Genomic DNA, 20,711 nt, shown 5'->3' with positions numbered 1-20,711 from the left:
CGTGGCACAACGGATCACCGCTTGACCAGGTCGACCACCTAGTTTACAAAGATAGCGGTGTGCCGCACGTCTCACCGGTCGTCGACCGGATGCGTCGAGCCCCGACGTGCCGAAGGGCTGACCCGTCCCGCTCGGATCGTCGCGCCCCCCTGACCGAACCGGTAGGCCACCCGCACCCGGCGGTCCGTCCCGCGGCGTCGGGGTCGGCGCGTCAGGCCGCCCGGACCCACCTGCACTCGATCACTTCGCGGCTGTGCCGACGGAGGGTGAGGGGAGACATCGCCCGCGATGACTCAACACATAGTCTTCCTGCTACTCGGGCTGGGGAGCGGAGCCGTCTTCGGGGCGCTCGCGCTCGGCCTGGTGGTCACGTATCGCAGTTCGGGTGTGGTCAACTTCGCCACCGGCGCCATCGCCCTGTACACCGCGTACACGTATGCGTTCCTGCGCAGGGGTGAACTGCTGCTGCCGATCCCCGGCTTACCGAAGACCGTCTCCGTCGGCTCCGACTGGGGCCTGTGGCCCGCCCTGGGCGTCTCGCTGGTCATCGCCGCGTTGCTCGGGGTCCTGCTCTACGTGCTGGTGTTCCGGTGGCTGCGCACCGCGCCGCCGGTCGCCAAGGCGGTCGCCTCGATCGGTCTGCTCATCGTCTTCCAGGCGCTGCTCGCCCAGCGGGTCGGCACGACGCCCGTGTCGGTGAAGCGGATCCTGCCCAGCGACAGCTACACGATCGGCGACCTGCGCATCCAGGGCGACAAGCTGTGGTTCGCCCTGACGATCGTCGTCCTCGCGCTCGCCCTCGCCGGCGTGTTCCGCTTCACCCGCTTCGGCCTGGCCACCCGGGCCGCCGCCGAGACGGAGAAGGGCGCGCTGGTCACCGGCCTGTCGCCGGACCGCATCGCGCTGGCGAACTGGGCCATCGGTGCGGTGGTCGCCGGCCTGTCCGGCATCCTGATCTCACCGATCGTGCCGCTCATCCCGGTCTCCTACACCCTGTTCATCGTGCCGGCGCTCGCCGCCGCCCTGGTCGCCGGCTTCAACTCCCTGGGCCTCGCCGTCGGCGCCGGCCTGCTCATCGGGATGGTGCAGTCCGAGCTGCAGTACCTGCAGTCCCAGCACTCCTGGCTGCCGCAGCAGGGCCTGGGCCAGCTCGTCCCGCTCGTCGTCATCCTGGCGTACCTGGTCCTGCGCGGCCGGCCGCTGCCGACGCGCGGCATGCTCATTCGCGCCAACCTCGGCCAGGCGCCCCGGCCGCGCCACCGGCTGCTGAACGTCGTCATCCCGGCCGTCGTCGCGGTCGTGCTGCTGGTCGTCACCTCGGGCTCGATGCGGGCCGCGGTCGTCACCTCGATGCTGCTCGGCATCGTCACGCTGTCGTTGGTGGTCGTCACCGGGTACGCCGGCCAGGTCTCGCTCGCGCAGCTCACCCTCGCCGGGGTCGGCGGCTTCCTCGTCAGCCGGATGACGACCGACTGGAACATTCCGTTCCCCGTCGCCCCGTTGCTCGCCGCGCTCGGTGCGATGATCATCGGGGTCGTCGTCGGCCTGCCCGCGCTGCGCATCCGCGGCCTTCCGGTCGCCGTGGTGACACTCGCCCTCGGGATGGCGGTCGAGTCGATCTGGTTCCGCAACCCGGACGTCAACGGCGGGACCGGCGGCGCGAAGGTCGCCGACCCGAAGCTGTGGGGGCTCAACCTGCGCATCGGCGCGGGCGAGAACTACCCCCGCATCCAGTTCGGCCTGCTCTGCCTGGTGGTCCTCATCCTCGTCGCGCTGGCCGTCGCGGAGCTGCGGCGCAGCCGCCTCGGCGCGGCCATGCTCGCCGTGCGCGCCAACGAGCGCTCGGCGGCGGCCGCCGGCATCGACGTCGCCCGGATCAAGATCGCCGCCTTCGCGATCGGGTCGTTCATCGCCGGCCTCGGCGGCGCGCTGATGGCCTACCAGCAGACCCTCGTGGACGCGGAGTCCTTCTCCGTCGTCGGTGGTCTGGCCCTGTTCGCCACCGCCTACCTCGCCGGGATCACCTCGGTCTCCGGCGGTCTGCTCGCCGGCGTCCTCGGCGCGGGCGGGCTGTTGTTCGTCGCGCTGGACAAGGCGGTCGATCTCGGTAGCTGGTACCAGGTCATCACGGGTCTGGCCCTGGTCCTGTCCGTGCTGCTCAACCCGGAGGGCGCCGTCGGCCCCGTCCACGCCTGGTGGTCAGGTCAGCGGGCGAAGCGGCTGCGCGCCGAGCCGCCGGTCCTGCCCACCGCCGACGCCATCCCGCCGACCATCCCCGCCGAGCCGGCCGCGGTCTCCGAGCCGGCCGCGGTCTCCGAGCCGGCCCCGGTCTCCGGGTCGGTGCCGGCTTCCGGGTCGGTGCCGGTCGCGGCCGATGCCGTCGCGGCGGCGGCGACCGCCGACGCCGAGCGGATCCTGCTCACCCTGCGCGGAGTCGGGGTGCAGTACGGCGGCGTGCGGGCCGTGCAGGACGTCAGCCTCGACTTCGGCCACGGCCAGGTCATCGGTCTGATCGGCCCCAACGGCGCGGGTAAGACCACCCTGATCGACGCGATCAGCGGCTTCATCACCGCCACCGGCGAGGTCGAGTTCGAGGGCTACCGGCTCGACGGGCTCAAGCCGCACCACCGGATCCGCCGGGGCCTGGGCCGCACCTTCCAGGGCATCGAGCTGTACGAGGACCTCTCGGTCGCCGAGAACGTCTCCGTCGGCGAGGCCGCGGCCCGCGGCGGCGGTGGCCGGCTACCCGCCGATCACGCCGACCATCTCGACCGGCTCTACCGCGCGTTGCAGCTCCACGAGGTCCGCGACCGCCCCGTCCGCGAGCTGTCGCAGGGTCACCGCCAGCTCGTCTCGATCGCCCGGGCGCTCGCCGGCCGGCCGCGGGTGCTCCTGCTCGACGAACCGGCCGGTGGCCTGGACAGCACCGAGAGTCTCTGGCTCGGCGAGCGGCTGCGGGAGGTGGCCCGCACCGGGGTGACGATCGTGCTCGTCGACCACGACATGAACCTCGTGCTCGGCGTCTGCGACCGGATCGTCGTGCTCGCCCTCGGCGCGGTGATCGCCAGCGGCTCGCCTGAGGAGATCAAGAACCATCCGGCGGTCACCGAGGCCTACCTCGGCAGCACCCCCGTCGCGTCGCAGCCCTCGGTGCCGGCCGGAGCGGTCGCCGGTTCCGCGGTCGCCGACCCCGCGGCGGCAACCCCCGCGGCAGCCGGAGCCCCCGTGACCGCCGATTCCGCCGACGCCGACGCCGACGCCGGAGTGAACGCCGACGCCGAGGCCCAGGCCGGCACCGGCACCGGCACCACTGCTTCCACCACTGCTTCCACCACGGCGACTCCGCCCGGACCGTCCGCATCGCTGGAGAAGGAGAGCGTCGGTTGAGCGTCCTGCTGCAGACCCGCGGGCTGAACGCGGGATACGACCGGGTACCGGTGGTGCGCGGCTTCGATCTGACGCTGCGTGAGGGCGAGGTCGTCGCCCTGCTCGGGCCGAACGGCGCCGGCAAGACCACGGTCCTGCTGACGCTCGCCGGGCTGCTGCCCACGCTCGGCGGCGAGGTCGCCGTGCACGGGCAGGGCGTGAACCGGGCCAGCCCGCGGGCGCTGTCCAGGCTCGGCGTGGTGCTCGTGCCCGACGACCGGTCCCTGTTCACCACGTTGACTTCCCGGGAGAACCTCCAGCTCGGGCGGGTCAAGGGCGGGCTGAGCGTCGACGAGGTGCTGGACTACTTCCCGGCGCTGCGCAAGCGGCTCGATGTCCGGGCTGGGATGCTCTCCGGCGGGGAGCAGCAGATGCTCGCCATCGGGCGGGCGCTCGTGCAGCGCCCGCGCATCCTGCTGATCGACGAGCTCAGCATGGGTCTCGCCCCGGTGATCGTGCAGGAGCTCCTGCCGGTCGTGCGGGCGGTGGCCACGGACACGTCGGCGGCGGTGGTGCTCGTCGAGCAGCACGTGCACCTCGTCATGGGCATCGCCGACCACGCGATCGTGCTCGCCCACGGCGAGGAGGTGCTGTCCGGGCCGGCGGCCGAGCTGCGGGCGAAGCCCGAGCTGCTGGAACGGGCCTACCTCAGCGAGCGGCACGCCCCGCGGGAGACAGCCGCCTGAGCGTGGCGAATCGCCTTCGTCGCGTCCCCGGCCCCGGCCCGGCTTTCACCGTCCTGGCCGTTCGGCAACACATCTCGGCGTCTGCTGGCCCGTTCCGGCGCCTGCGGCCGTACCCACCGGAGAGCCGTCTCCGGGTGAAGGCCGCGTCCACGAACTCGGTTTGCTTGACGAACCGCGTGATCACTAACATAGTGCACTAAGTCATCTTAGGAATTCTTGTGGGGTCTGCGGTCGTCGCGCCGGCGAGGGGCACCCGGCGATCGGCCGGGCCGCCCGACCGGCGGGGATACCCCGCCATCTGCGGGACGGCCGGACGGTGAGAGGGAGGAACAGTGGGCGCGAGGAACGGGTACTGGCACGGCGGACGCCGCGGCGTGCGGGCGGGATCGGCGTTCTTGGTCCTCGGCCTGGCCTTACTTCCGGCGGCCTGCGGCAGTGGGAGCGGCGGCGGCGACGCGGGCAGCTCGTCCGGTCCCACCGCGTCGACCGCGACGCTCCCGCCGGGCACGAAGGCGGCGGGTGCGCCGGTGAAGATCGGTTTCATCACCGCGGAGGGCGGCAGCGCGGTGTCCCTGCCCGAGGTCCGCGAGGGCGCCCAGGCGGCCACCGCCTACGCCAACGACTACCTCGGCGGCATCGGCGGGCGGCCCATCCAGCTCGTCGTCTGCAAGTCGCAGGAGGACGCGGCCTCCGCCCGGACCTGCGCCAACGAGATGGTCGAACAGAAGGTCACCGCGGTCGGCACCGGAACCACCGGCTTCGGCGACACCCTCGTGCCGATCATCGCCGGGGCGAAGATCCCGTATGTCACGGGCACCGCGACCGCCGGCTCCGAGTTCGCCACCGATGGCGTGTTCTCCTGGACCGGAGCCTTCCCCGCCACGCTGGGCACGATGGCGAGCTACGCGAAGGAGAAGGGCTACAAGCGGGTGGCGCTGTTCGTCACGGACGTGCCGGCCGCGATCACCGGGGCGAACGCCCTGGGCAAGCCGGTGTTCCAGAAGTCCGGCGTGGACCTGGACGTCATCTCCATCCCGCGGGGCACGGCCGACGCCACCTCCCAGGTGACCTCGGCGATCGGCAAGAAGCCGGACGCGCTCGCCCTCGTCGGCGACGCCACCCACTGCACCTCGGTGTTCAAGGCCTTCCAGGCCGTGGGTGCGACCCAGCCGAAGTTCGTGATCCAGCCGTGTGTGTCGAAGACCGTCGACGACGCGGCGCCGGGCCAGCTCGACGGCTCGATCCTGTTCACCCCGTCGGACACCGACTCCGACGACACGGAGGCGAAGCTGTACCGCACGGTGATGGCCAGGTACACGCCGAAGACGCAGACCGACGGCTATGCGGTCACCGGCTACCAGACGGTCCTCGGCCTCGCACGGGCGCTCAAGGGCATCAGCGGCGACGTCNCCCCGGCCTCGGTGACCTCCACCCTGAAGACGGCCAGGAACATCGCGATGCCCGCCGGTCACGGGCTGACGTTCTCCTGCGACGGCAGTGCCATCCCGAGCCTGAAGGCACTGTGCTCGGCCAGCTCCGTCGAGGCGACCCTCAAGGGCACCAGGGCGACTGACGTCCGGACGGTCGACGCGGCGAGCCTGTTCGCCGCCGGCTAGGCAGATCCGTCATACCCGACGGTGCCATCCGGGCACCGACGACCGGGGCTCGGATCGGACGATGACGTCCGATCCGAGCCCTTTTTCAGGTTCCGGAGTGGTCGCGATCCGGCATGGAGGGAGTGCCGGAGCGGGCCGACGGATCGCGGCAGGGCCCGGAGGGAGCAGTGCCGGGCGGTGGCTGCGGTGGCCCGTCGGTGGTGGCGCCTGACAGCGCCGGTGCTGCTTGCGGCACTGTGGTGCCAGTGTTGCGGGTGTCGGTGTTGCGGGTATCGGTGTTACGGGTGTCGGTGGTGCGGTGCTGGGGCGGCGTCGGCGGTGGGAGTGAGCCGCCATGCCGACCCGATCGGCGTCCGTTCAGTCCAGTAGGCCGATCTGCCGGGCGGTGTGCACCGCCGCGGTCCGGTTCCGGACGCCCATCTTGCGCATGATGCTGCGCATGTAGGTCTTGACCGTCTCGGCCCGGATGGTGAGCTGCTCGGCCGCCTCGACGTTGGAGCACCCCGTGGCCACCAGAGTGAGCACCTCCATCTCACGCAGGGTGAGGCGGAAGGGCGGTGGCTTCGCCGGGCTCTGCACCACCGGCTCGCTGCGTAGCAGTGAGTAGATGCGCAGGATCTGGCGTCGCAGGTGGGGCGTCGTGAGCTGCGCGCTGAGCTCCAGCAGCTCGATCTGGGCCAGGCGAACCCGTTCCCGCTGGGTCCGCACGTCGGTCGGTTGGTTGTCGGCGGAGAACGGACCCGACGCTCGGTCGAAGCCGGNGGCGGTCATCGTCCGGTGCAGGCGCACCTGCACAGCGGACGAGTCCGAAACCACTGGGCCCATCGTGCTCCTCTCCCTGTCCACTCCGGTTTACCCGACCACTCCGGATGAGGATCACCGGCTCATCGCCGGCAGTCCGGCAGATTCATCCGAGGGTCGGGCAGGGGATCAGCCGTACACCACCTTTGTGGGTGGCCATGCATGGCCCGACCCCGGGTGAAGTGGCGCGCCGCCACACCAACTCCCTCCGGGCTCGGCATGCCTTCGCCGGCCCCACTGTCGGCTACATCGAAAAGGTTATCCCGCCGCCCGCCCATGCCGTCAATGCCGCCCGCTCCGATGTGCGAGAACTGACTCTCGTGGCGTCGGTGAGCCCCAATGAGGATCCTGATCCCCTCCCCCGAACGGGGGTCCGCCCGCTGCGGCTGATCGAGCCGCCGGTCGCACGTCCCATCGGTTTGCGGGGGGTACGGAAGGAGATTCATGGGGCCACCTGGACGGGCGGGTTGCCGGCGCGATGGCCGGCGACGAAAACTGCTCTGCCAGGTTATCCGATGAGCCCCCGTGTTTATTAGGCGGCCCGGGGGCGGTCGAGGTGGGCGGATGCACGGGAATCCGCCTGCTGCCACCCCTGGAATGGGTGGCACTGGCCGCAGTCCTGATCTTCGGGGAGATCCCCGAACTCCGCCATCCGGACCGCGGCGGTTACGGCGACATCTACTACGCGGCCGCGGTCCGCTCGGGTGCGTAGTTCGTAGCACATCCAGGTGTTCGATGCTCCCCACCCGGCCAACTTCAGCGTCCCCGACCGCCGATCAAGGCGGCCGGCAGGCGGATGCCCGGCCGGAGCCCGGCCGGCCGACAGCGCGACGAGCACGGCTGTCCGCCCGCCCGCCTCCTGCCCGGGCGGTCCGTGCTCGCCGCCGGTGGAGCGGGGCCCGGTGGCCCCCCGGCCTCGCGTTCGACCCGGCGGGCGGCTTGCCGAGCCCGCGGTCGACGTCGCCGGCCCGCCCTTCGCGGACGATTGCAGGATCGTTGCAGATGCCCTTTCGCCGGGCCTTCACCCCCGCCTTGCCCCGCGTGCGCAGATCATTGTTGCGGCCCGGCATCGCCGGATCCTCTCGGTTGTCGGCCAGCAGCGGGATCGACACCCGTCCACCGAGGTGGAGAATTTCCGTGTCGGCCGAAGTCGACGCCCATGCGGGCCGTCGAGATTCGCCCGCACGGTTCAGGAAAAGGAGATGGTTCCTGAATTCGACCTGGGCCGTCAGCTCGGATATATTGCCGTCCTGAAACCGCGCAGAACGACGTACCGAAATCGGCGGAAAAAGGAGCACGGATTAGCTTTGCGTGACCGTCGACCGGTCGCCGACGACATCATCCGGGGCCGATTTCATGGCCCGCCTCGGGTGGCGGGTTGGCACGGCCCGTGCATGTTTTCGTACTTGCCTCGTGGTTGGCTCACGTGTTTTTCTCGGATGATTCGCGAGGCCGATCGTCTCGAGTTTGTCCACCGCTGGAACCGCCGCTGTTCAGGAACCGGCAGATCGGCTGTTGAATGCGGGTCGCGGTGATGCGGTCAGGTTGCCCCCGGCCCCGGCCGGAAAAACGTCTCTCGCCGCCACGGCAGGCGGCTGCGCAGGTTCTCCGGGACGTCGGGACACGGGTTCAGAGCTGCGCGGGACGACCTGGCCCGTGCGTTGCCGCCGCAGGTCGACGACTTTCGCGGGTTCAGCGGCCCCCGGTCCGACGCCGGCTGGCGGGGCCGTGCCCGCAGGTGGATCGGCGAGGCGCACCAGGACCGGGCGGCTGGCCGGGAGCAGAGTTCAACGACGCCGACCCAACGCCGGCGGACCGGGAACACGACGGGCTCCGTTGCGCATCTTCGCTGGTCAGGGACATGGCAGGGGGCCGCCGGGCCGGCGGCGGCGCGGCTGTCAACCGTGGTGGAGGGCTCGGCGCGGTCCCGCGGTGGTCCTGGGAACGCTCGCCGTGTCGGCACGCGTCGTCCGACGCCGTGTCTCGGACGTCAGTGCCGTCCAGAGAGGTCAGGTCGACCTTTCCGGCTGTCCTGGCGCCGCGCGCTTGTGGGAATCAACGGGGCCAGCCGGCGGCTCGTGTTCCGTCCTCCCCGTCCGGCAGTGGGATGTCCGTCGGTTCGCCGCCGGGTCGCGATGGTGTGCGCGGCGGCCTGATCAACCCGGCGGTGGCGCCCGCATTCTCCCCCCCGTCGTGGCGGGTCCCGCCGCTGCCCCCGGAGTTTGTCGCCGTGCTGGTCAGCGACCTTTCGACCATCATCTTCCGGGGGGTGGTCCGGCGGGTGTGGAGGTTCGATCCGGGGTCTGTCTGAGTGTCTGTCGCGTTCCGGGTGGGGCGACGTCGAGAATTCGGCGTCGAGTGGGGCGGAGGTCGGTTCGACGGGTGGAATCGGCGCATGCGGCGATAGTGGGGCCCGCAATCCGGGGTGTTCCCGGGTCGGCGGTGCGACGCGTGGTGTCACTGGGTTGTCCCCTCCTTGTGATTGTGTGGTCACGTCGGTCGGGACACGGACGATGGTGGGCCCAGGGACGCGGACCGCATGATCGTCGGTCTTGTGTGCATCGCGGGAAGTGGGTGCCCGGCGTGACGCCGCGGCGCCGACGCGCGCTTTGTCCGGGGCATCGAATGGCCGGGTGATGGCCTCGATGACGCTGCCGATCCCGGTGGGCACGCACCATGAGCTCCGGCCTGAGGGGAGTTCGGCGCGCGGCCGGTTGTGGTGCGCGGGGGCGGTCCCGGGCTCGGGTCGGGGTGGCTCGGGAATGGTCCGGGTGGGCGGGGTGGACGGCGGAGTCGGCACGATCGACCGCGTTGCTCGGGTCGGCCGCTCGGGTCGGCCGCTCGGGTCCCTGTGCGTCCGTGGCGCGGAGACGGCCTGGTGGGCTATCCTCGTGCACTAAGTTAGAGATGTCGGAGGGTGTGCTGCCCAACCCGGCTACGTCCTCGCCGTGCCGGCCGGGCCGGGTCGGGGGTCCTACGGCCACCCCGATGACGAGGAGGCAACGAGATGCCAGCCGAGGTACCCGCGCTGACGAGCGTCCTCGCCACGCTGGGTGATGATCACGTTCTCACCCTCACGCTCAACCGGCCCGACCGGCTCAACTCGTTCAACCAGGAGGTGCTGGACGACTTCCGGGCGATCTGGAACTTCGCCGCCGTCACCGACGACGTACATGTCGTCGTCCTGCGGGCGCAGGGCGAGCGCGCCTTCAGCACCGGCGTCGACGTGGTCGAGGGCTACGACCTCGCGAAGGAGCCCCTCAAGCAGGTGGACCCGGCCGCCTACCTCTCCCCGAAGTTCAACCAGTGCTGGAAGCCGCTCGTGTGCGCGGTGCACGGCATGGCCGCGGGTGGGGCGCTGTACTGGCTGAACGAGGCCGACATCATCATCGCCGGTGAGGACGCGACCTTCTTCGACCCGCACGTCACCTTCGGCATGACCGCGGCGTTGGAGCCGATCGGGCTGGCCCGCCGCATCCCGATCGGCGAGGTGCTGCGCATGGCGCTGCTCGGTAACGACGAACGGATGTCGGCCAGGCGTGCCCACGAGATCGGTTTCGTCAGCGAGGTCGTCCCCCGTGACCGGCTGTGGTCGCGGGCGCAGGACATCGCGGAGCGCATCGCCCGCCACCCGACCGTGGCGGTCCAGCAGACCGTGCGGGCGATCTGGGAGTCCCTGGACTCCACGCGGACGCAGGCCCTGCGCACCGGCCTGCTCTACGTGCAGGTCGCGACCCCACCGGGCACGTCACGCACCCAGCCGGCGACCCGCGGCGGGNATGAGGTGCGGTAATGGTCACGTCGCCAGGCGCGCCCGCCGCCCGGTCCGATCCGGCAGGTATCGTTTTGCGACCGGGCGCGCATCACGGGTTACCGGGGCCGCAATCACCTCAAAGCTAACTAGGTTTACTCTGTAGTAGCATGGACGCGGAGCCGTGATCCCGCGGCCCTGACCGGGATCGCGGCGGTGGTTCGCAGCGTCCGACATTCCATGCAACGCGAGGAGTCGATCCCATGGCCGCGCCGGTCTTCTCTCTGCCGGAGGGTCGGTCCGGGGCGGACGTGCGGTCCCCGAAGACAGCCGAGCTGCTCACCCGCAGGCTCCGGCGGATGATCGTCACCGGGGAACTGCGCGACGGCGACTATCTGCCCCGCGAGGCCGAACTCATGGCCCACTTCGGGGTCTCCCGCCCGACGCTGCGCGAGGCCGTGCGGGTGCTGGAGGCCGAGTCCCTCGTCGAGGTCCGCCGCGGCTCCCGCACCGGCGCCCGCATCCGGGTACCTGGCCCCGAGATGGTCGCCCGCCCGGCCGGGCTACTGCTCGCCGTCGCGGGCACCACCCTCGGTGAGGTGCTCATCGCGCGCCTCGGGATCGAACCGCTGGCCGCGTGGCTGGTCGCCGACCGGGGTTCCGACGACGCGATCGAGGCGCTCGTCGCGGCGCTCGACGACCTGACCGCCAAGCTGGCCCAGGACGTGAGCGGTGCCGCTGTCGGGGCGGGCTTCGCCCGGTTCCACGAGGTCGTCGTCGAGCAGTCCGGCAACCGCGCGCTCGTGGTCACGGCCGGCATGATCCAGGAGATTCTCGCGCGGCACATGGCGACCGCGACGAGGACGCACTACGAGTCCGAGCCGGACGAGGTGCAGTTGCAGTACCGCCGGGCGGTCCGGGCCTACGAGAAGCTGATCAGCCTGGTCCGGGCCGGCGAGGCGGACGAGGCGGAGCGGTTCTGGCGGCGCCACCTGATCTCCGCCAACGAGTCGCTGCTGCGCGGGTTCGACGCGGCCGGCGTCATCGACATCCTCGAGTAGCCCCGCGCGCAGCGGGGCCCATCCCCGGTCCCGCCGGCGCGAGCGCCCTGGCCGGGCGGGCCGATCGGATGCGGAGCCCAAAGTGTGCCCAGCGGTGCGCCGGGGGAGGATTACCCGGGCGGGCCGGAGCATCGGTTTCCCGGCCCGCCCAACGCGCGGCCGCGGGCCGGGCGTCGATGCGCGGGGAGGGCGGCGCAAAGGTGGGACTGCGGGCAGGTCGCGCGGTCCGTGCGCTGCGGGGCCGCGGGCCGGGACGGAGCCGGTCGACGGGCCCGTCTTACCAGGCCGCGGGGCCGTCACCGGCAGGCGTGGGCGGCGCCGGAGCCGGACGCACCGCCCCGGCCGGCCGGGCGGCGGTACGTCCCACGGCCGAAGTCGCCGATCTGTCGCTGACCCTGGCCGGCGCCGAGATCGGGGTGTGGAGCTGGGAGCCGGCCAGCGGTCAGCTCGTCTGCGACGAACAGGCGGCCGCGCTGTGCGGTCTGGCCCCAGACGAGTTCGACGGGACCATCGACGCCGCCCTCGCCATGGTCCACCCGGAGGACCTGGCGGGCGTGCGCACGACCCTGTCGGACGCCGCCCGCACCGCCGGCGCCGTCCTGGAGGAGTATCGGATCCTGCGTCCGGACGGCTCGATCCGCTGGGTCCAGGCCCGTGGGGCCATGGTGCGGGACGAGACGGACGGCGCGGCGCGGATGGTCGGGCTGGTCGGCGACGTCAGCTCGGTGCAGGCGGATCGCGACGGCGCGGGCCCCGGGTCCACCACACTCTGGCGCGCCGCCCGCCTGCTCGACCTCACCCACGCGATCGGGCAGGCCCTGACCGTCGACGAGCTCGGCGACGTGGTCGTGCAGACCGCCGCCGCCGACCTCGGGATCGTGTTCGCGGCGGTCATGCTGCACGGCGACGACGGCGAGCCGTACCGCAGCATCGTGCACCCGGCGACCTCGCCGGTCCTCGCGATGTGGCAGGCCCTTCCGATCCGCGGGCCGGCCGCCGCCGCCGACGTCGTGCGCGACCGGCGGCCCCGCTACCACCCCAGCCGGGCCGAGTACCTCGCCGACTACCCGGACCGGGACCAGACGGTGCGGGTCCTCGGGCTGAACGCCTGTGCCCACCTGCCGCTGGTCGTCTCCGGTCGGCTCATCGGCGTCCTCGTGCTCGTCTGGGACGTGCCCCGCGACTTCGACCCGGGCGATCAGGCGTTCCTGCAGACCCTCGCCGGGATCTGCGCCCACGCCTTCGAGCGGGCCCGGCTGTACGAGCGCCAGACGACGCTGGTCACCGTCCTGCAACGGGCGATCCTGCCGCAGCGGCTGCCCGATCCGGCCGGAGTGCNACTCAGCGCCCGGTACCTGCCGGCGAGCCGGGACGTCGGCATCGGCGGCGACTGGTACGACGCCATCGTGTTGCCGGACGGCGCGCTCATGGTCGTCGTCGGGGACGTCGGCGGCCACGGCCTCGGCGCGATCGCGATCATGGCGGAGCTTCACCAGGCCACCCGGGCGTACGCGCTGCAGGGCCGGAGCCCGGCGGAGATCACCACCCAGCTCGCCGCGAACCTCGCCGGCGAGGGCGACGAGACGCTGGCCACCGCCGTCGTCGCCCATCTCACCCCGGGCGAGCGGCGGTTGACCTGGTCCAGCGCGGGACACCCGCCGCCGCTGCTGATCGCCGGGTCGTCCACGCGCTACCTCGAACAGGTACACGGCCCGATTCTCGGCGCGGCGCCAGGCCACCGGTACGGACAGAGCGAGCTGCCGCTGCCGCCCGGCTGCCGGCTGCTGCTCTACAGCGACGGGCTGGTGGAACGGCGGGGGGCGTCCCTGTCGCTGGGCCTCGACGCGTTCGCCGCCGCCGCGAGCGCCGGGACCGCACCCGGCCCCGACCCGGCCGGTGGGCCCGGGCCCGGCGGTGGGCTGGAGAACCTGTGCGACGGGATCCTCGCCGAGATCACCGCTCCCTCCGGGCGCGACGACGACGTCTGCCTGCTCGCCATCGGCCTGGACTGACACCCGCTCGCCCAGCCTGTCGGCGCTGGCCCGTCACAGGGAGTGGCCCGCCTGGGTCGGGCGCGTCAGGGCCAGGCGCGTCAGGGAGCGGGCGCGTCAGGGAGCGGGCGCGTCAGGAGTGGGCGACGACCCGGCCGGTCATCGACTCGGGCAGGATGCGCACCCAGTGCGGGTGCTCGATGCGGTCCGCCCACGGGGCGAGCCCGGTCTTCTCCAGCCTGGCCAGGGTCTGCTGATCGGTGACCGCCACCGCCCTGCCGTTGATCAGAACGCTCCAGCCCGCGCGGGCCACCGGGTCATGGCCGTCGACCTCGAATCCGACGGCGTCCTCCTCGAGCGCCGCGGCCAGCTTGGAACCGGTGGCCGTGCGGAACGCGATGGCGTCCCCGTCCAGCACGTAGTTCACCGGCAGGACGAGGATCTCCCCGTCCGCGCGGAAGGCGACCCGGCCCACCTGCTCGCCGGCGAGCAGCCACAGGCAGGTGGCCGCGGGCAGGACACCACCCCCGGCATGGTCGAGGGTGACGGTGGTCTTGTCACTGGCGCTGGCGGTGAAACCTGGCGCGCCCACACTCGTCGATGTCATCGTGTGTTCCCCTCGTCCGCTGGTGGGCGTCCGGACCGACGGGGCGCCCGGACCGCTTCGGCGATGCCCGGTTCGACGGTAGATCGGTGCGCATCGGGAGATCAGGGCCGATCGTCGTCCGCCCGCCGGGCCCTCCGGCACGGCCGTGCCCGTCCGGTTGGTGCGGTGCCGGTGCCGGTGCCGTGCGCGGTGCCGGTCCTGTGCACGGTGTCCGTCCTGTGCGCGGTGTCCGTCCAGCGCCCGGTGTCGGTCCAGCGCCCGGTGGTCAGCGCCGTGCCCGGCGCCGACATCCCAGTCCTACCCGGGCAGGCGGGGGATGCGCACGGTCGACCGGGGCGGATCCGTGGTCGCGCGGTGCGGTCAGCAGGTCCGCAGCAGCCGATCCAGCACGCGGGTGCCGAACTCCAGGGCCGCGACGGGGACCCGTTCGTCGACCCCGTGGAACAGGGCGCTGAAGTCCAGCTCCGGCGGCAGGCGCAGCGGCGTGAATCCGAGGTGGCGGATCCCCAGCCGCTGAAACGACTTCGCGTCCGTCCCCGCGGCCAGCAGGTAGGGCAGGACGCGCGCGCCCGGGTCCTCCGCTTCGATCGCCGCTTCGATCGCCGCCACCAGGGCGCCGTCGAAGCTCGTCCCGACCGGCGGCAGGGTGTCCCATTCGGCCAGCACCCGCGGGCCGAGCACCTCGACCAGCTCGCGGCCGAACGCCTCCTCCCGCCCGGGCAGAAACCGGCCGTCCACGGTGGCGCGGGCCGTGGCGGGCACGACGTTCGACCGGTACCCGGCGTCGAACAGGGTCACGTTCGCCGTGTCCCGCAGCGCCGCTCCGACCAGGCGCGCCAGCGGGCCGAGGCGGTCGACGGCGGCCTGCGGATCGGCCTCGTCGAACGGGGCCCCGGTGATGTCCGCGATGCCGGTGAGCAGCGCCCGGATCGGATCGGTGAGCACCAGCGGGAAGCGGTGGGCGTCGAGGCGGGCGACGGCCGCTGCCAGAGCCGCGATCGCGTTGTCGTCGTGCAGCATCGAGCCGTGCCCGCCGCGGCCGCGGGCCGCCAGCCGCAGCCACATGCTGCCCTTCTCCGCCGTCTGGACCAGGTAGGCGCGCACGTCCTCGCCGGTGGTGGTGGAGCCGGTGGTGGTGGAGCCGAGGGTGACGGAGAAGCCGCCGACCTCGCCGATCGCCTCGGTGGCGCCCTCGAACAGATCGGGACGGTTGTCCACCAGCCAGCGAGCCCCGTACCAGCCGCCGGCCTCCTCGTCGGCGACGAACGCGAAGATCAGATCCCGCGGCGGAATGACCCCCTCCCGGCGCAGGCGGCGTGCCACCGCCAGCATGATCGCCACCGCGCCCTTCATGTCGACGGCGCCGCGCCCCCACACGTAGCCGTCGCGCACCTCGCCGGAGAACGGGTGGACCGTCCAGTCGGCCGCGTCCGCCGGGACGACGTCGAGGTGACCGTGCAGGAGCAGGGCGCCCCGCGACGGGTCGGCGCCGGTCAGCCGCGCGACGACGTTGCCGCGCCCGGGTGCGCCGGACTCCACGTAGGTGACGTCGTAGCCGACGTCGGCCAGCCGGCCGGCCACGTACTCGGCCGCGGGCCGCTCGGTGCCCCGGGCATGCGGGTCGCCGTGGTTGCTGGTGTCGAAGGCGATGAGGTCGCTGGCCATCGCCACCGCCTCGCCGGCGGCGACCCGCTGACCGGCCGATGTGTCGGCACCGCTCATACCGCCGGCTCGTCCGCGCCGGCGCCCGGGCGCGCGGCGAGCGGCCCGTCGGCCTGGGCGGGCACAGGCACGGGCACGCCGCCCGGGACCCGGGCGGCGCGGAAGGTCACGGTGCGCCGCTGCCGGAAGCCGAGGGTCTCGTAGAGACGGATCGCGTTCGTGTTCGTCGCGGCGGCGTGCAGGAAGGGGATCTCACCGCGGGCGCGGATCCCGGCGGCGACCGCCCGCACGAGCCGGGACGCCAGCCCCGTCCCCTGATGATCCGGATCGGTGCAGACGGCACTGATCTCGGTCCAGCCCGGTGGGTGCAGCCGCTCCCCGGCCATGGCGACCAGCGCCCCGCCGCGGCGGATGCCGAGGTAGGTGCCCAGCGCGATGGTGCGGGGCAGGAACGGGCCCGGGCGCGTGCGGGCCACCAGGTCGAGCATCTCCGCGACGTCCGCCGGACCGAGGCGTACCGCGTCGTCGTCGTCGACCGCATCGATCCCGGCGTCGATCATCTGGACCCCCGGGCCGAAGCCGACCTCCTCCCACCCAGGCGGCACGGCCGCGTCGACGCCGGTGAACGGCACCAGGGCGCCCGGACCGAGCAACGCCGCCAGGTCCCGCCAGGTGTTCTCGTCCGGCTCGTCCGGCAGGGCGATGAACGGGCAGACGTCCGCCGGATAGCGCAGCACCTCCCCACGCCGCTCGGCGAGGTGCGCGTGCGGGCCGAGCAGGGCCGAGCGGGCGGGGTTGTCCAGGACATGCCGGGTCGTCACCCGGCGACCTCGATCACGATCTTGCCGCGGGCGTGACCGGTCTCCACCGCCCGCAGGGCCGCGTCCGCCCGGTCCAGCGGGTAGACGTCGCTGACCTGGGGGTCCAGCACCCCGGCCGCGACGAGGCCGGCGACGGCGTCGAGCACGTCCGCGTTGCGGGCCCGCTGCACGGCCACCCCGCCGAGGCGGGTGACCGTCGCCGTGTCCGCGGCCGTGACCAGGCGCGGCGGGGCGTCGGCGGCGGAGGCCGGCGGGGTGAGCACCCCGGCGATCTCCTCGAGCGCCGCACCGCCGACGAGGTCGTAGACCGCGTCGACGCCCTGCGGCGCGACCGCGCGGACCCGGTCGACGACGCCCGGGCCCGGCTCGACCCAGGCGACCCCGAGGGACTCGACGAGGTCCTTCTTCCCGGCGCTCGCCGTGCCGACGACGGTGAGCCCGGCGTGCCGGGCGATCTGCGCGGCGGCCACGCCCACCCCACCGCCGACGCCGGTGATCAGCAGGGTCGCGCCCGGCGGCAGCGCGAACTGGTGCACGCCGTCATAGGCGGTCGCCGCCGCGACCGGCAGGGCGGCCGCGTCGCGGAAGCTCACCGCGGCCGGCTTGTGCGTGGCCAGCGCGGCCGCGAGCAGGGTGTACTCGGCGTAGGCGCCGCCGACCGTGATCCCGAGGACCTCGTCGCCCACCGCGAATCCCGCCACCTGCGGGCCGACGCCGGTGACCACGCCGGCCGCCTCCAGCCCCAGCACGACGGGGAACACCGGGTCGGGCAGGCCGGGTATCGAGTAGCCGTCGCGCAGCTTCCAGTCCGCGGGGTTGACGCCCACCGCGCGCACCGCGATCGCGAGCTGACCCGGGCCGGGCTCGGGCGCCGGCAGATCGGTGAACGTCTCCACCTCGGGGCCGCCGTTCGCGGTATAGACGTATGCCTTCGGCACCGCAGTCCATCCCTTCGTCACTGGTCGACGTCAACGGACCGCCGCACAGTCCTGGCCAACGGTCCTGGCCAACGGTCCTGTCCAACGATCCCGCTTCAACGGTTCGCTTCAACAACGGCCGGCGCCGTGGCCTTCCGCATCGTCAGCCGGGGCGCCGGACCCGTCACCGCGCCGCCCGGTTCGGCCCCGATCGCCCCGGGACGCCTCAGCCGTGGCGGCGGGCCCACTCCGCGGCCAGCAGCTCGTAGGAACGCACCCGGTCGGCGTGCCGGTGGGTGATCGTGGTGACGGCCAGCTCGTCCGCGCCGGTCGCCGCCGCGAGCTGTTCGAGCCGGTCGGCGACGGTCGACGGGGAGCCGACGAGCTGGGTGGCGACCCGGTCGGCGACCAGCTCCCGATCGTCGTCGCTCCACGTGTGCGCGGCGGCCTGCTCGGGAGTGGGGAACGGGATCGCGCCCGCGCCGCTGCGGATGCTGCGGACCCACAGCCCGTAGCCGGCGGCCAGCCGGGCCGCGCTGGCGTCGTCCTCACCGACGACGACGTCGGCGGACACCGAGACGTACGGGGCGGCGAGATCCGTCGACGGCTCGAACGCCGCCCGGTACGCCTCGACCGCGTCGAGCACCGTGCTGGGGCTGTGATGGTAGGACGCCGCGAAGCGCAGCCCCCGCGAACCCGCCACGGACGCGCTCGACCCTCCGGACGCCCCGAGGATCCACACCTCCAGCGCCGCGCCGGCCCCGGGCCAGGCGCTGGCCGTCTGGCCGTCCGCGGTGTGGTAGGTGTCGCGCAGCAGGGCGAGGACGTCGTCGACCTGGTCGGCGTACTCCGGGGTGTAGGCGCCCGGCTGCTGCAGCAGCGACAGGGTCACCCCCAGCCGGGGGGAGCCGAGCAGCCGGCTGAAGTCGAACCGGCGGGGGATCAGCAGGCCGTTGGCGGCCCGCTGCTCGGTGCTGTGGTCGACCCCGCCGAGGCTGGCCTGGTAGGCGGCCGCCGCGGCCGTGACGAGGGCCGGGGCCGGGGTGGGTGTTGCTGCGCCGTCCCCGGGTCCGCCGTCTCCGGTTCCGCCGTCCGCGCCGGCCGGGGACGAGCCGTTGCGGGGCGCGCCGTTCGTCGGTGCCGGCCGGCCCGGTGAGCGGCCGATGCCGAGGTCCAGGCGGCCGGGGTGCAGCGCGTCGATCAGCCCGAACTCCTCGACGACGGACAGCGGGGTGCGATGCCCGCTCTGCACGCCGGCCGAGCCGAGCCGGATCGTCGACGTCGCCCCGGCCACCAGCGCGATCGCCACCGCGGGGGACACGCCGAGCAGGCCGGGGTTGAGGTGATGCTCGGCGAACCAGTACCGCCGATAACCGAACTCCTCCGCCTGCCGGGCCAGGTCGACGGTGTTGCGTAGCGCGTCGTTCGGGGTGTCACCGGCGCTGACCGGAACGAGATCGAGGACGGCCAACGGGATGTCTGCCATGTCTGGCCTTTCGGTCGAGGCGGGTGGGGCTGGTGCCGGCGCCGGGCCGCTCCCGCGGTGGGCCCCCGCCCGAGCCGTGGGCATCGTCCCGACAGCCGTCCGGGTGGGTTCCGCGCGGTGGTGTGGGATGCCGGCCGGAGACCGGTGCGGCCCTGGCGATCCGGGCGGTCCAGTCGGCGGCCGCCGATCCGGCGGGTCCCGCGCTGTCGGGCCCTGGCCGATCGTGTCGCGGGGCTCCCCGGCCGGCGGCCTGGACCCGCGGGACGGTCCGGAGCGGTCGGATGAGGCGGTGCGGCGCGGCGGAGCGGACCGTGACCGAGGCTGCGGCCGCGATGCGGCGCAGGCGGACCGCGGGATCGGACCGGTCAGGGAGCGGGACAGCGACTGCTGGACGAACGGCGCAGATCGATCACGAGCCGCCGGGTGAGCCGCCACCGGGCGGACCGGCTGCGCGGCAGGCCCCACCGTGCGCTCGCGGGACGCCGATCGGGTGCCGGCGGCATCGCACCACTCCCTCGACTCGGGCCTGCGTTCGACCCGGGCCACGAAGCCGGTTCGTGCGCGGGCCGCTGGGGAACGTGGCCAAGCCGCCACGGGCACGCCGACGACCGGCCGGCCGTGACCGCGAACCATGCAGTCCGGCGAGGCGTCCCCCGGGCCCGGCGCAGCGGCCTGACCAGGGTCAAGCTAATCGCGAAAGTCGACTATGTCCATAGGCCCGCTGGAGTCCGGCGGACCACGGGGTGCGTGGGCCCACTGGGTTCAGTCACCGAGCCGAGCCGAGCCGGGTGGCGACGGCGGTGCCCGTGGTCGCCTCGAGACGAGTGGTTCCGAACCCCGGCCGGACGTCGCGGATGTGATGTTCCTGCCCGGTGGACCGTGCCGCCCGCGGGGATGGAAAGATCCGGTTGTGCGGGCGACGCGCGCCGGGGCGTGGACGCCGCAGCCACGTGTCGGGGAGCAGAGAGGCGGGGCGGACGTGCAGGCAGACGCGGGGACGAGCGGACGCGCGCGATCGGTCGACCTGCGGGAGGACATCCCGCACTCGGCCCGGATGTACGACTACTACCTCGGCGGCAAGGACAACTACGCGGCGGACCGGGAGGCGGCCGAGCAGGCGCTGGCGGTCTTTCCCCACCTGCGCACCTACGCCAGCCAGAACCGGGCCTTCCTGCACCGGGCCGTGCGGTACCTGGCGGCCGACGCCGGGGTGCGGCAGTTCGTCGACGTGGGCACGGGCATTCCGACCTCGCCGAACCTGCACGAGATCGCCCAGCGGGTCGCCCCGGACGCGCGGATCGTCTACGTCGACAACGACCCGATCGTGCTCGTCCACGCGCGGGCCCTGCTGACCGGAACGCCGCAGGGCCGGACCGCCTACGTCGACGCGGACCTGCGCCGCCCCGACGAGATGATCGCCGTGCCGGAGTTCGCCGCCACCCTCGACCCGGCGCGGCCGATCGCGCTGTCGCTCATCGCGATCCTGCACTTCTTCCCCGACGCCGACCGGCCCGCGGACATCGTCGCCCGGCTGTGCGAGCGGCTGCCCGCCGGCAGTTTCCTCGTCGTCAGCCACGGCACGGCCGAGCTCGTGCCGCAGGCCGCGGCGCGGGTCGTCGAGGTCTACAACAGCCGCGGCATCCCGTTCCAGACCCGCGACCGCGCCGAGCTCACCGCCCTGCTGCCCGCCGGGTGGGAGCTGGTCGAGCCCGGCGTCGAGGTGCTGCACCGCTGGCGCCCCGAGCCCGGCAGCGACCCCGATCTCATCTCCGACGCCGACATCAGCGCCTACGCCCTGATCGCCCGCAAGCGGTAGCGCGCTCCCAGAGTCGTCCCCGCCCGCGCGGGGGTCTTCCCGAGCTGCGCCGGGCGCGGCCACCCCGGGC

12 protein-coding genes and 4 pseudogenes are annotated in these 20,711 nt (G+C 73.2%); 10 read left to right on the top strand and 6 right to left on the bottom strand.

Annotated features, from left to right (window positions below):
• The first annotated feature begins 288 nt into the window (after window positions 1-288).
• The 4 genes and pseudogenes from UK82_RS02125 to UK82_RS35040 form a co-directional block, all read left to right on the top strand.
• Window positions 289-3,387 carry a branched-chain amino acid ABC transporter permease/ATP-binding protein gene (locus UK82_RS02125; RefSeq protein ID WP_055406150.1) on the top strand — a complete coding sequence of 1,033 codons (3,099 nt, stop codon included), beginning with the start codon at window positions 289-291 and terminating at the stop codon, window positions 3,385-3,387.
• Entirely contained in the window at window positions 3,384-4,112 is a 729-nt protein-coding gene (locus UK82_RS02120) for an ABC transporter ATP-binding protein (RefSeq protein ID WP_044887465.1), read from the top strand. The genes UK82_RS02125 and UK82_RS02120 overlap by 4 nt, the downstream gene beginning before the upstream one ends.
• Window positions 4,113-4,444: 332 nt before the next feature.
• A pseudogene (locus tag UK82_RS02115) lies at window positions 4,445-5,521 on the top strand (ABC transporter substrate-binding protein); the annotation flags it as partial.
• 1 nt (window position 5,522) lies between these two features.
• A pseudogene (locus UK82_RS35040) lies at window positions 5,523-5,728 on the top strand (ABC transporter substrate-binding protein); the annotation flags it as partial.
• Between the two features lie 357 nt (window positions 5,729-6,085).
• Here the strand turns inward: UK82_RS35040 and UK82_RS35035 are convergent.
• Window positions 6,086-6,307: a LuxR C-terminal-related transcriptional regulator gene (locus UK82_RS35035; RefSeq protein ID WP_255354240.1), complete on the bottom strand. Its 222-nt coding sequence runs from the start codon at window positions 6,305-6,307 to the stop codon at window positions 6,086-6,088.
• Between the two features lie 778 nt (window positions 6,308-7,085).
• On the opposite strand from UK82_RS35035, the gene UK82_RS33505 reads away from it, so the two are divergent.
• The 5 genes and pseudogenes from UK82_RS33505 to UK82_RS35025 all read left to right on the top strand — a co-directional run bounded on the left by UK82_RS33505 (window position 7,086) and on the right by UK82_RS35025 (window position 13,353).
• Window positions 7,086-7,241, top strand: coding sequence for a hypothetical protein (locus UK82_RS33505; protein WP_157866981.1), 156 nt, complete (start codon window positions 7,086-7,088; stop codon window positions 7,239-7,241).
• A gap of 2,295 nt (window positions 7,242-9,536) precedes the next feature.
• Window positions 9,537-10,307, top strand: a pseudogene (locus UK82_RS02095) (enoyl-CoA hydratase/isomerase family protein); the annotation flags it as partial.
• Window positions 10,308-10,543: 236 nt separating this feature from the next.
• Window positions 10,544-11,341 carry a FadR/GntR family transcriptional regulator gene (locus UK82_RS02090; RefSeq protein ID WP_055406145.1) on the top strand — a complete coding sequence of 266 codons (798 nt, stop codon included), beginning with the start codon at window positions 10,544-10,546 and terminating at the stop codon, window positions 11,339-11,341.
• A 68-nt stretch (window positions 11,342-11,409) separates the two neighbouring features.
• A pseudogene (locus tag UK82_RS35030) lies at window positions 11,410-12,679 on the top strand (PAS domain-containing protein); the annotation flags it as partial.
• Between the two features lie 68 nt (window positions 12,680-12,747).
• Window positions 12,748-13,353 (top strand): PP2C family protein-serine/threonine phosphatase, encoded by a 606-nt coding sequence (locus UK82_RS35025; protein WP_255354239.1) that lies wholly within the window; start codon window positions 12,748-12,750, stop codon window positions 13,351-13,353.
• Window positions 13,354-13,465: 112 nt separating this feature from the next.
• Here the strand turns inward: UK82_RS35025 and UK82_RS02080 are convergent, their stop codons facing one another.
• From UK82_RS02080 to UK82_RS02055, 5 genes are all read right to left on the bottom strand, one after another.
• A complete protein-coding gene (locus tag UK82_RS02080) occupies window positions 13,466-13,939 on the bottom strand; it encodes a pyridoxamine 5'-phosphate oxidase family protein (protein WP_044887460.1) in 474 nt (157 codons plus the stop codon).
• A 360-nt stretch (window positions 13,940-14,299) separates the two neighbouring features.
• A complete protein-coding gene (locus tag UK82_RS02070) occupies window positions 14,300-15,661 on the bottom strand; it encodes a M20/M25/M40 family metallo-hydrolase (RefSeq protein ID WP_055406143.1) in 1,362 nt (453 codons plus the stop codon).
• Window positions 15,658-16,422: a GNAT family N-acetyltransferase gene (locus UK82_RS02065; RefSeq protein ID WP_055406142.1), complete on the bottom strand. Its 765-nt coding sequence runs from the start codon at window positions 16,420-16,422 to the stop codon at window positions 15,658-15,660. Before UK82_RS02065 ends, UK82_RS02070 begins: the two co-directional genes overlap by 4 nt.
• Window positions 16,419-17,360: an NADP-dependent oxidoreductase gene (locus tag UK82_RS02060; RefSeq protein WP_055406141.1), complete on the bottom strand. Its 942-nt coding sequence runs from the start codon at window positions 17,358-17,360 to the stop codon at window positions 16,419-16,421. Before UK82_RS02060 ends, UK82_RS02065 begins: the two co-directional genes overlap by 4 nt.
• A 205-nt stretch (window positions 17,361-17,565) precedes the next feature.
• A complete protein-coding gene (locus UK82_RS02055) occupies window positions 17,566-18,825 on the bottom strand; it encodes an LLM class flavin-dependent oxidoreductase (protein WP_044887455.1) in 1,260 nt (419 codons plus the stop codon).
• A gap of 979 nt (window positions 18,826-19,804) precedes the next feature.
• On the opposite strand from UK82_RS02055, the gene UK82_RS02045 reads away from it, so the two are divergent.
• Window positions 19,805-20,641 (top strand): SAM-dependent methyltransferase, encoded by an 837-nt coding sequence (locus UK82_RS02045; protein ID WP_055406204.1) that lies wholly within the window; start codon window positions 19,805-19,807, stop codon window positions 20,639-20,641.
• Window positions 20,642-20,711 lie beyond the last annotated feature (70 nt).

Origin of the sequence: Frankia sp. ACN1ag, from assembly GCF_001414035.1 — a bacterium.
Lineage (GTDB): Bacteria > Actinomycetota > Actinomycetes > Frankiales > Frankiaceae > Frankia > Frankia torreyi.
The sequence above is the reverse complement of the archived record's forward strand: the minus strand, read 5'-3'. Positions and strand labels throughout refer to the sequence as shown.

Bases quoted from the DNA above. Each gene is read 5' to 3' on its own strand.
- UK82_RS02070 (WP_055406143.1), bottom strand. From the start codon at position 15,661: ATGAGCGGTGCCGACACATCGGCCGGTCAGCGGGTCGCCGCCGGCGAG.
- UK82_RS02125 (WP_055406150.1), top strand. From the start codon at position 289: ATGACTCAACACATAGTCTTCCTGCTACTCGGGCTGGGGAGCGGAGCC.
- UK82_RS02090 (WP_055406145.1), top strand. From the start codon at position 10,544: ATGGCCGCGCCGGTCTTCTCTCTGCCGGAGGGTCGGTCCGGGGCGGAC.
- UK82_RS02080 (WP_044887460.1), bottom strand. From the start codon at position 13,939: ATGACATCGACGAGTGTGGGCGCGCCAGGTTTCACCGCCAGCGCCAGT.
- UK82_RS02055 (WP_044887455.1), bottom strand. From the start codon at position 18,825: ATGGCAGACATCCCGTTGGCCGTCCTCGATCTCGTTCCGGTCAGCGCC.